The 10398-nt window shown below is 71.5% G+C and carries 10 protein-coding genes, 1 pseudogene and 1 riboswitch; of the genes and pseudogenes, 9 read left to right on the top strand and 2 right to left on the bottom strand.

Translation table 11 applies throughout. From position 1 onward, the window contains the following. The 4 genes and pseudogenes from BIU91_RS19040 to ribH form a co-directional block, all read left to right on the top strand. Positions 1–719 (top strand): annotated as a pseudogene (locus tag BIU91_RS19040) (hypothetical protein); the annotation flags it as partial. 327 nt (positions 720–1046) lie between these two features. After that, positions 1047–1181, top strand: a riboswitch (FMN riboswitch). Between the two features lie 94 nt (positions 1182–1275). After that, on the top strand, positions 1276–1929 hold the full coding sequence (locus BIU91_RS16160) for a riboflavin synthase (protein ID WP_071247477.1): 654 nt from the start codon (positions 1276–1278) through the stop codon (positions 1927–1929). Beyond that, the gene (gene ribB / locus BIU91_RS16165; protein WP_084741376.1) at positions 1929–2618 is read left to right on the top strand and encodes a 3,4-dihydroxy-2-butanone-4-phosphate synthase; all 690 of its coding nucleotides are present in this window, start codon (positions 1929–1931) and stop codon (positions 2616–2618) included. The genes BIU91_RS16160 and ribB overlap by 1 nt, the downstream gene beginning before the upstream one ends. Further along, complete coding sequence (ribH, locus tag BIU91_RS16170) at positions 2615–3094, top strand: 6,7-dimethyl-8-ribityllumazine synthase (RefSeq protein ID WP_071406282.1); 480 nt, start codon at positions 2615–2617, stop codon at positions 3092–3094. The genes ribB and ribH overlap by 4 nt, the downstream gene beginning before the upstream one ends. Positions 3095–3222: 128 nt before the next feature. Here the strand turns inward: ribH and BIU91_RS19045 are convergent, their stop codons facing one another. Together BIU91_RS19045 and BIU91_RS16175 are read right to left on the bottom strand one after the other, a co-directional pair. Next, positions 3223–3393, bottom strand: coding sequence for a hypothetical protein (locus BIU91_RS19045; protein WP_017888559.1), 171 nt, complete (start codon positions 3391–3393; stop codon positions 3223–3225). A gap of 66 nt (positions 3394–3459) precedes the next feature. Continuing rightward, entirely contained in the window at positions 3460–4008 is a 549-nt protein-coding gene (locus BIU91_RS16175) for a TetR/AcrR family transcriptional regulator (protein ID WP_071406283.1), read from the bottom strand. Positions 4009–4163: 155 nt separating this feature from the next. Between BIU91_RS16175 and BIU91_RS16180 the strand changes: the two genes are divergently transcribed. The 5 genes from BIU91_RS16180 (at position 4164) to BIU91_RS16200 (ending at position 10345) form a co-directional block, all read left to right on the top strand. Further along, positions 4164–6200: an aldo/keto reductase gene (locus tag BIU91_RS16180; protein ID WP_071406284.1), complete on the top strand. Its 2037-nt coding sequence runs from the start codon at positions 4164–4166 to the stop codon at positions 6198–6200. Beyond that, on the top strand, positions 6179–7186 hold the full coding sequence (locus tag BIU91_RS16185) for a LacI family DNA-binding transcriptional regulator (protein ID WP_071406285.1): 1008 nt from the start codon (positions 6179–6181) through the stop codon (positions 7184–7186). Before BIU91_RS16180 ends, BIU91_RS16185 begins: the two co-directional genes overlap by 22 nt. 213 nt (positions 7187–7399) lie before the next feature. Beyond that, on the top strand, positions 7400–8923 hold the full coding sequence (locus BIU91_RS16190) for an MFS transporter (protein WP_027466321.1): 1524 nt from the start codon (positions 7400–7402) through the stop codon (positions 8921–8923). Positions 8924–9176: 253 nt separating this feature from the next. Continuing rightward, positions 9177–9686 (top strand): flavin reductase family protein, encoded by a 510-nt coding sequence (locus tag BIU91_RS16195; RefSeq protein ID WP_027466322.1) that lies wholly within the window; start codon positions 9177–9179, stop codon positions 9684–9686. A gap of 44 nt (positions 9687–9730) precedes the next feature. Beyond that, positions 9731–10345: a superoxide dismutase gene (locus BIU91_RS16200; RefSeq protein WP_027466323.1), complete on the top strand. Its 615-nt coding sequence runs from the start codon at positions 9731–9733 to the stop codon at positions 10343–10345. Positions 10346–10398: the final 53 nt, after the last annotated feature.

Genomic DNA, 10398 nt, shown 5'->3' on the forward strand with positions numbered 1-10398 from the left:
CGACCTCGGGTTCGGACGGCACGGCTTCGGGCACGCAGGTGTCCCCGGTGGTCGACGTCCCGGTGACGATCGGTGGCAACGGCATCGGTGTCCTCGGTGACGGCACGAGCACCGGCGGCGCCACGGCTCCGGCCACCGGCACCACGACCCCGACGACCGGCGGTTCGACCTCCGGCGACGGCGGCTTGCTCTCCGGCACCCAGGTCACCCCGGTGATCAGCCTGCCGATCACGATCGGCGGCAACGGGATCGGCATCGTCGGTGACGGCACCAGCACCACCCCCGGCACCGGCACGAACCCCGGGACCGACCCCGGGACGGACCCGGGCACGGACCCCGGCACCGACCCGGGCACCGACCCCGGTACGGACCCCGGCACCGACCCCGGTACGGACCCCGGCACCGACCCCGGCACCGTCCCCACCGACGGGACGGGCATCGACACCGGCACCACGCCCGGTACGGTGACCACCCCGGTGGGCGTGGTCGACGTCGTCGAGCCGACCCGGGCCTCCACTGCGGGTGTGGTGACCACCACGACCGCTGCCACCAGCGGGGTCCGCACCAGCGCCGGGACCGTCGCGGTAGCAGCCGCGGCCGGTGACGGCCAGCCGGAGCTCGCCTACACGGGAGCCGGCTCGCCGGTCCTGCCCGCCGGGTTCGCGCTCCTGCTGCTCCTCGCCGGAGCGGGCACGCTCGTGCTCCGTCGCCGGCACTGACCGGCAGGTGATCGAGGGGCGTCACACCGTGGCGCCCCTCGTCACCGTGCCCGGAGGGGCGTGCGCGTTCCACGACAGAACACCGGAGGATCGACGGATGTCCTGTCGGAACATGTCGGCGCATCGGATGCGTGTGCATGTTCCGACGGACCGCTCGTCGATCGACTCGTGCATCGTCGCAGTGCGGACGCCGGACGCCGGACACCGGACGCGGACGCCGGACACCGCGGGTGCCACGTGCTCACCGTGCCCGGCGAGACGCCCGGTTACGACGGCGCGGCCAGCGTCGCGCGGCCTTCAGCGGCCTGGGGTATCGTTCCGACTACGCAAGCGCTCCGGGGTCGGTGTAATTCCGAGCCGGTGGTGACAGTCCACGAACTGATGACGGGTGCGAACCCGACAGAGGTTGACCCGGTGGGATTCCGGGACCGACGGTGAAAGTCCGGATGGGAGGCGCGCTGGGCGGACAGGACGACCCCACGACCCGTGGGGTGCGACCCGTCCGTCGATGCCGACGATCGTCGAACGCCCCCGGAGTCCCGTTGAGAGGACACCAGTGTTCACCGGCATCATCGAGGAACTCGGCACCGTCACCGCCGTCGAGCAGCAGGGCGACTCCGTCGCGCTCACCGTCCACGGCCCCGTCGTCGTGCAGGACGCCCGGCACGGCGACTCGATCGCGACGAGTGGTGTCTGCCTGACCGTCGTCGAGCAGACCCCCGAGACCTTCACCGCCTTCGTCATGAAGCAGACCCTCGACATGAGCGCCCACGGTGCACTCCGGGTGGGGGACCGCCTGAACCTCGAGCGCGCCGCCTCGGTGGGTGACCGCCTGGGCGGGCACATCGTGCAGGGCCACATCGACGGCACCGCCACGGTGCTCGAGACGGCAGACGGTGACGGCTGGCGACGCGTGCGGTTCTCGCTCGCGCCGGCGCTCAGCCCGCTCGTGGTCGACAAGGGCTCGATCGCGCTCGACGGCGTCTCGCTCACGGTCAGCGCGGTCTCACCCGAGGACACCGCGCCCGACGCGGCCTGGTTCGAGGTGAGCCTGATCCCCGAGACGCTCGAGGCCACGACGCTCGGGCTCCGCGTGCCGGGTGACCGGGTGAACGTCGAGACCGACGTCCTGGCACGGCACGTCCGCCGCATGCTGCGGCTCGACGCCGCGGCGCAGTCGCTCGAGACCGTCGGATCGGAGGCCCGGTGATGGTCGCCGAGGCCGGTGCCGTCCCGCAGGCACTCGGGTTGTCGAGCATCGAGGCCGCGATCGCGTCGATCGCCGCCGGGCGCCCGGTGATCGTCGTCGACGATGAGGACCGCGAGAACGAGGGGGACGTCATCCTGTCCGCCGAGCTCGCCTCGCCGGAGTGGATCGCGTGGACCGTCGCGCACTCGTCCGGGTTCATCTGCGCGCCGCTCAGCACCGAGATCGCCGACGCCCTCGACCTGCCGCCGATGGTGGCGCACAACGAGGACGTCCGCGGCACGGCCTACACGGTCACCGTCGACGCCGCCGTCGGTGTGACCACCGGCATCAGCGCTCATGACCGCGCCCGTACGCTGCGGGTCCTCGCCGACCCGACCTCGGTGCGCGACGACCTGCACCGACCCGGACACGTGGTGCCCCTGCGCGCACGACCGGGCGGGGTCCGTGAGCGCGCCGGGCACACCGAAGCAGCGATCGAGCTCGTCACAGCAGCCGGGCTCCGGCCCGCTGCGGCGATCTGCGAGATCGTCGACGAGGACGGCAGCATGATGCGGCTGCCGGCGCTCGTCGCACTCGGGGCGCGCGAGGGCGTGCCCGTCATCACCATCGCCGCGCTCGCCGAGTGGCTGGACGCGGCAGACCGGGCGGCGGCAGCGACCGCAGCGCCCACGGAAGGAACGACACGATGAGCGGAGCAGGCGCGGCGGACCGCGACCAGGTCGACGGCACCGGGATCCGGGTGGCCGTCATCGCCGGACAGTGGCACGACACGATCGCGGCGGGCCTGCTGGCCGGCGCACAGCGCGAGGTCGAGCGGCTCGGGGCGACGGCCGAGGTCATCCCCGTCCCCGGCAGCTTCGAGCTGCCCGTGGTCGCGAAGACCGCGCTCGAGGCCGGTTTCGACGCGGCGGTCGCGCTCGGTGTCATCATCCGCGGCGGCACCCCGCACTTCGAGTACGTCTCGGGTGCTGCGACGAGCGGCCTGACGCAGGTCGCGATCGACACCGGCAAGCCCGTCGGGTTCGGTGTGCTCACGCTGGACGACGAGCAGCAGGGACTCGACCGCGCCGGGCTGCCCGACTCCAAGGAGGACAAGGGCGCCGAGGCCGCACACGCGGCGATCAGCACCGCGGTGACGCTGCGGTCCCTGCGCCTCCCGGTCTGATCGGCTCATGATCTGACGCTCCACGCAGAACGGCCCCGCACCGGTGAGGTGCGGGGCCGTTCTGTGCTTGCTGGTCCGCGCTTGCTGGCCAGCGGCGGTGCTTGCTGGCTCGCGGCAGTGCTTGCTGGCTAGCGCTTGCCGAACACGTGGATCGGCAGGAAGAAGGAGAGGCTCATCAGGAGCACGCCGGCCATGAAGACGAAGGCCTGGCCCGACTCGACCTGGAAGGCGAACCCGAACAGGTACATCGACACCAGCAGCAGCAGGATCGAGAAAACAGCGGCGATGACGCGGCCCACGGGATACCTCCGGGTGTCGACGAGTGGATCGTTCCCCAGTCTATCCCCAGCCGGGGGTGTGCCGGTTCACGCTCCGGGTCGCGTCGCGATCAGACGGTCGACGACGGTGAGCAGGGTCTCCATGTCGACGCTGCCCCGCTTCGGTCGCACCTCGCTCGCGGCACCGAGTGAGGCCTGGTGGTACAGCCCGTCGCCGAGGAGCTTGACGGCCTGCGCGGTCGGCTCGTCGCCGAGGGCGTCGACGAGGGTGGCGAGCCAGGCGTTCTCGGTGTCGTCGAGGGTGCGTCCGGCCTCTTCGTAGCCGGCCTGCTGCAGGCGGCTCGCGGCGAGCAGGGCGAGGTCCAGCTCGCTGCCGACGAACAGGCAGTTGCGGACGAAGTAGCGCGCGGCACCGTCCTCGGCGTCCTGCATGCGCTCGACGTCGATCGCGGACAGGTCGGACAGGCGTTCGCAGAGCCCCTCGACCAGGGCGGCCTTCGAGCCGAAGTGGTAGAGCAGCCCGCCCTTCGAGACGCCGGCGCGCGCGGCGACGGCGTCGAGCGTGGCGGGACGCTCGCCTTCCTCACACACGATGGCGACGAAGCTGTCGAGGACACGGTCGCGGGCACTGGCCATGCCGAGAGTCTAGGAGCAGTTCCCGGGGGCGCGGACGCCAGCTGATCCGTGGTCGCCGTGAACGCTCACGAATTGCCGCGGGACCGTTGCTCATCGTTCAAGCACCGGCTAGCGTCGAGCCGACCGTGAAGGTTCACGAGACGACAAGGATCCGCATGTCAGCGCACACGGCGAACACCGCCACCACCCCGACCTCGACCACCACCGACCGCCCCGGGTGGGCCGTCCTCGGCCCCGGCGGCATCGCCCGACGCTTCCTCTCGCAGCTGCCCGCCAGCGGGGGCGTCCTGGTCGCGGCCGGCAGTTCGTCCGCCGAGCGGGCGCAGGTCTTCGCCGACGAGGCCGCCGGGTTCGGGTTCACGGATGTGACCGCCGGGACCTACGACGAGGTCCTCGCCGACCCGCGGGTGGACGCCGTCTACGTGTCGACCGTGCACACCGGGCACGCCCGGCTCGTGCTCGCCGCACTCGAGGCCGGCAAGGCCGTCCTGTGCGAGAAGCCCCTCGCTGTGAACCACGGCACCGCGATGGCGCTCACGGACGCTGCACGCCAGGCCGGTCTCCCGCTCGTCGAGGCGTTCATGTACCGCTTCCACCCGCAGACCGCGGCACTGCTCGACCTGATCCGCGACGGCGTGATCGGCGACGTGACCCACGTCGACGCCTCGTTCGCGTTCCGGACGGGCGAGCGCACCGGTCGACTGTTCGACGTCGGCACCGCCGGCGGCGGGATCCTCGACGTCGGCGGGTACCCGGTGACGATGGCCGCGGCGATCGTGCAGGCCGCGACCGGGGTCGCCGTCGCCGAGCCCGTGGACCTCACCGCCACGGGCACCCTCGGGCCGACCGGGGTCGACGAGTGGACGGTCGCGCAGCTCACCTACCGCGGCGGGATCACGGCGACGGTCCGGACCGGCGTCTTCGTGCAGGACGACAACGCCGTGTCGGTGTCCGGCTCGCGCGGTCGCATCGTGCTCACCGACCCGTGGACCCTGGGCGACGATCCCACCATCGAGATCCACACCGTCGACGAACCCCCTCGCTCGCTGTCGTTCGCGGGTGAGCACCCCTACGCCCGAGAAGCCGACGCCACCACCGACGCCCTGCGTGCCGGTTCGGTCGAGGCGGCGCAGATGACCATCGACGAGACCCTCGCCACCGCCCGCACGCTCGACAGGTGGCGCGCGGCGATCGGCCTGCGCTACCCGTTCGAGGCGGAGACCGCCGACATCCCGACGGTGTCCGGCCGGCCGCTCACCGTGCAGGACGGCAACCCGATGCGCTACGGCGAGGTGCCGGGCGTCGGCAAGCGGATGTCCCGCCTGGTGATGGGCGTCGACAACCAGCCCGACCTGGCACACGCCAGCGCGATCTTCGACCTGTTCGTCGAGCAGGGCGGCAACGTCTTCGACACCGGCTACATCTACGGCGGCGGTGTGCTCGAAGGACGGCTCGGCAGGTGGATCCAGAACCGGGGGATCCGGGAGGACGTGGTGGTCATCACGAAGGGCGCCCACACCCCGCACTGTGACCCGGAGTCGATCACCCGGCAGCTGCTCGAGAGCCTCGAGCGCCAGGGCACCGACTACGCGGACATCTACATGATGCACCGCGACAACCCCGACATCCCGGTGGGGGAGTTCGTCGACGTGCTCGACGAACACCGCCGAGCCGGGCGCATCCGCGTCTACGGCGGCTCGAACTGGACCCCCGCACGGTTCGACGAGGCGAACGCCTACGCACGGGCCAACGGCAAGCACGGGTTCGAGGTGCTCAGCAACCACTTCGGTCTCGCCGAGGCGTACGACGTGCCGTGGGACGGCTGCGAACACGCGACCGATGCGGCATCGAAGGCGTGGCTGGAGGAACGCCAGGTCCCGCTGCTGCCGTGGTCGTCGCAGGCCCGCGGATTCTTCACCGGCCGTGCGACGCCCGAGGACACCAGCGACGCCGAACTCGTCCGCTGCTACTACTCGGACGACAACTTCGAGCGGCTCCGGCGTGCGCGGGAGCTCGGCGAACAGTTCGGCGTCCCCGCGACGGCGATCGCCCTGGCGTACGTGCTCAACCAGCCGTTCCCGACGTTCCCGCTCTTCGGACCCCGTACGATCGCGGAGGCCCGGTCGTCCATGACCGGCCTCTCCGTCGACCTCTCCCCGGAACAGGTGGCATGGCTGGACCTCCGCGCCTGACCCCGGGCGGCCGCGCGACGATCATCGACGTCGCCGCGGCCGCCGGGGTGTCCCGGCAGACCGTCACCCGCGCGATGAACGACATGTCCGGCATCAGCGCGGCGACCAAGGACCGCGTGCTCCAGGCCGCGGCTGCGCTCGACTACCGTCCGTCACGGTTCGGCCGCGGGCTCGTCACGGGTGGCGACCACCAGCTCGGGCTCGTCGTCAACGACCTGCGGAACCCCTACGCACCGGCACTCGCCTCCGCGGTGCTCGGCCTGGCCGCCGCCCGCGGGTGGAACGTCATGCTCGCCGACGTCGGGCTCGCGAGCGACTCGGACCGGATGGTGGAGTCCCTCGGTGCCCAGACCGACGTCGTGATCGGCTACCTCGGGTCCCGTGCGCCGGAGTGGATCGAACGGCTCGGCTCGGTCCCGGTCGTCGAGCTCGACCCCTCGGGGCCGGTGACCCGCGCCGCGGTCCGGATCGACCCGACCGCCGCGATCGAGGACCTCGCCGACCACCTCGTCGACGTCGGGGTGAAGCACCCCGTCGTGCTCGACGCCGCCGCCGACGGCGCGCCGAGTCAGCGCGGGGAGCACATGGTCGCGGCACTCCGGCGTCGCGGGTACCTGCCCGACCTCGTCGTCGCGTCCGCGCCCACCGCAGAGGCCGGTGCCGAACGGACCGAACGGATCCTCGCCGAGCACCGCCGGGTCGATGCGGTCCTGGCGTTCAACGACGTGCTGGCGCTCGGCGTGCTGTCGGCCTGTCGTCGTGCCGGCGTCGACGTCCCCGCTGACGTCCGCGTGGTCGGCGTCGACGGCCTGCCGCTCGGGACGCTCGTCGCGCCGACGCTCACCACGCTGGCCGTCGACCTCGACGAGGTCGCCGGCCAGGCCCTCGACCTGGCGCTCGGCATGCTCGCGGGCGAGCTGCCGCGCTCGGGCGCGGCCGTCGAGCGCACGGTGCGACACCGGTTGCTGCTCCGCGAATCGGCGTAGGCCCGACGACGCGACCAGTGGACCGACGCAAGGCCCGTGGCGGGACCGGCACGGGCCTCCCGGCCGTCGTCAGTTGCATTTGCAACCAAAACCGTCCGGACGGTACACTAACGGAGTCCTGACGGGGCGCGTGTCCATCCCGCGTCCCGTCTCGTCTGCCCCACGTACCACCCGCCGTCGACCTGGTCCGGCTCGAAGTCCCAGGAGTCCGCCGTGTCCGCACTGCTCACCAGCCCCGTCGCCACCCGCGTCACCGGCAGCCGCGCCCGACGGTTCCTCGCGCTCGCCGTGCTCATGCTGCCGGTCCTGCTCATCTCGGTCGACAACACCATCCTGAGCTTCGCGCTGCCGTCGATCAGCCGCGCGCTGAACCCGGACGCGACCACGCAGCTCTGGATCGTGGACGCGTACCCGCTGGTGCTCGCCGGTCTACTCGTCGTGATGGGCAGCATCGGTGACCGCATCGGCCGTCGGCGGATCCTGGTGATCGGGGCGACCGGGTTCGCACTGTTCTCGGTGGCCGCGGCCTTCGCAACCGACGCCTGGATGCTCGTCGCGGCCCGGATCGCGATGGGCGTGTTCGGCGCGATGCTCATGCCCGCCACGCTCTCGATCATCCGCAACGTGTTCGTGGACGCGGGGGAGCGGCGGATGGCGCTCGCCGTCTGGTCGACCATGTTCGCGGCCGGCAACGCCCTCGGCCCGCTCGTCGGCGGCGCGCTGCTCGCACACTTCCACTGGGGCAGCGTGTTCCTGGTCGCGGTGCCGATCCTCGTGCTCATGCTCGTCGGCGTGCCGTTCTGCGTGCCGGAGTCCCGCGACCCGATGCCCGGGCCGGTCGACCTGCCGAGCATGTTCCTGTCCCTCGGCGCGCTCGCACCGATCGCCTGGGCCATCAAGTCGGTCGTGCACCCCGAGGAGCGCGGCCTCGCGATCGCCATGCTCGCCGTCGGTGTCGTGTGCGGCATCGCGTTCGTCCGTCGCCAGCTGCGGTCCCGCACGCCGATGCTCGACCTGCGGCTGTTCCGCAGCACGGCCTTCACCGGCAGCGTGCTGATGAACCTGGCGGCGATGTTCTCGCTCACCGGGTTCCTGTTCTTCATCGCCCAGCACCTGCAGCTCGTGGCCGGGCTCGACCCGTTCGCATCCGGCGTCGTCCTCATCCCGGGGTCGGTCCTGACCATCGTCGCCGGGCTCGCGGTCGTGCCGATCGTGGCGCGTGTCGCCCCGCGCTGGGTCGTGTCGGTCGCGCTGCTGTTCTCGGCGGCGGCGTACGCCCTCGTCGCGGTCCTCGGACACCACGCCTCCATCGCCGCCCTGGCGTTCGCGTTCGTGCTGCTCGGCATCGGGATCGGGGCGTCCGAGACGGTGACGAACGACCTCATCATCTCGACGGCACCGGCGGACAAGGCGGGTGCGGCGTCGGCGATGTCCGAGACGGCGTACGAGATCGGCGCCGTGCTCGGGACCGCGGTCCTCGGCACGATCCTGGCCACGACCTACCGGGCGCACGTCGTGGTGCCCGACGGGCTGTCCTCGGCGGCGCACGTCGCGGCGCAGGAGACCCTCGGCGGCGCGGTCGCCGCGGCGGGGCAGCTCGGCGGCAGCGCCGGGCAGGTGCTGCTCGAGTCGGCGCGGGCGGCCTTCGACTCCGGCGTGACGATCACGGCGGGCGTCGCCGCGGTGCTCATGGTGGTGGCGGCCGCGGGCGCGCTCGTCATGCTCAAGCGCCGCTGAGAGGCCGCGCGGGCGCGCGCACTTCGCTGCGCTGCGCGCCGCTGCGCTTCGCGCGCGCCGCTTCGCTTTGTGAGCAGGAATGGTCGGGTCGCCGTGCGTGACCCGACCATTCCTGCTCACGAAGTGCCCGCCACGGCGCGCCCGGCCACGCCCGAACCTGTGAATCGTTGACCTCAACCAGGGTTCAGGTCATACGTTGGGTGGCAGCCGCCGAGTGACGGCAGCCCCTCCCGAAGGAACGACCACGATCACCATGCCCGACGAAGCACCGGCAACCATCGCCGACGCGTACAAGTCCGCCTTCCGCGGGCACCCTGCCGGCGTCGCCGTCATCACGGCCGAAGGCCCCGACGGACCGACCGGCCTCACCGCCTCGAGCGTCGCGAGCGTCGCCGTCGACCCGCCCGTCCTCGTCTTCTCGCTCTCGACGAACTCCGGCTCGGCCGGGGTCGTGCTCGGTGCGCCGCTGTTCGTCGTGCACCTGGTCGACTCCCTCGGGGTCGCACTCGCGAAGCGCTTCGCCTCGACCGGCAGCCCGGCCGCCGACGACCCGATCTGGGGCACGTTGCCGTCCGGCGATCGCTACCTGCCGAGTGCGGCGAGTGCGCTCCGCTGCCGACCGCTGTCGACGACGCCCATCGGCAGCTCGACCGTCGTCGTGGCCGAGGTGCTCGACATCATCGTCGGCGCCGACCGCGGCGAGCCGCTGGTCTACCACAACCGGGAATTCCACTCCCTCACCGATCGTTCCCGGCTCTCGTGAGCCGCGGAGCCGCGTCCACAACCCACTGATCGAAAGGACCTCACATGGCTGAGTACACCCTGCCGGAACTGCCGTACGACTACGCCGCGCTCGAGCCGCACATCAGCGGCAAGATCATGCAGCTGCACCACGACAAGCACCACCAGGCCTACGTGACCGGTGCCAACACCGCGCTGCAGCAGCTCGGTGAGGCCCGTGAGTCCGGCAACTTCGGCGCGATCAACAAGCTCGAGAAGGACCTCGCGTTCCACCTCGGTGGTCACGTGAACCACTCGATCTTCTGGACCAACCTCGGCCCGGACACGAAGGTCCCCGAGGGCGAGCTCGCCGCGGCGATCGACGAGTTCTTCGGTTCGTTCGAGAAGTTCCAGGCGCAGTTCGCCGCCGTCGCGAACGGCATCCAGGGCTCCGGCTGGTCCGTGCTGGCCTGGGACACCGTGGGCCAGAAGCTCACCACGTTCCAGCTCTTCGACCAGCAGGGCAACATCCCGTTCGGCCTCGTCCCGATCTTCATGCTCGACATGTGGGAGCACGCCTTCTACCTCGACTACCTGAACGTCAAGGCGGACTACGTCAAGGCCGTCTGGAACATCGTCGACTGGGAGAACGTCGCCGCTCGTTTCGAGAACGCGAAGTCGCAGCGGTTCGTCACGCTCTGATCCGCGTCGGCGGGTCACCACGGTGACCACCTGACGAACGGGAGGCACGGTGC

Source organism: Curtobacterium sp. MMLR14_002 (assembly GCF_001864975.1).
Classification (GTDB): Bacteria; Actinomycetota; Actinomycetes; order Actinomycetales; family Microbacteriaceae; genus Curtobacterium; species Curtobacterium flaccumfaciens.

What these genes read in the sequence shown, in the direction of transcription:
- ribB (WP_084741376.1), top strand. Translation starts at nt 1,929, where the DNA reads ATGGTCGCCGAGGCCGGTGCCGTCCCGCAGGCACTCGGGTTGTCGAGC.
- ribH (WP_071406282.1), top strand. Translation starts at nt 2,615, where the DNA reads ATGAGCGGAGCAGGCGCGGCGGACCGCGACCAGGTCGACGGCACCGGG.
- BIU91_RS16175 (WP_071406283.1), bottom strand. Translation starts at nt 4,008, where the DNA reads ATGGCCAGTGCCCGCGACCGTGTCCTCGACAGCTTCGTCGCCATCGTG.
- BIU91_RS16180 (WP_071406284.1), top strand. Translation starts at nt 4,164, where the DNA reads ATGTCAGCGCACACGGCGAACACCGCCACCACCCCGACCTCGACCACC.
- BIU91_RS16185 (WP_071406285.1), top strand. Translation starts at nt 6,179, where the DNA reads ATGGCTGGACCTCCGCGCCTGACCCCGGGCGGCCGCGCGACGATCATC.
- BIU91_RS16195 (WP_027466322.1), top strand. Translation starts at nt 9,177, where the DNA reads ATGCCCGACGAAGCACCGGCAACCATCGCCGACGCGTACAAGTCCGCC.
- BIU91_RS16200 (WP_027466323.1), top strand. Translation starts at nt 9,731, where the DNA reads ATGGCTGAGTACACCCTGCCGGAACTGCCGTACGACTACGCCGCGCTC.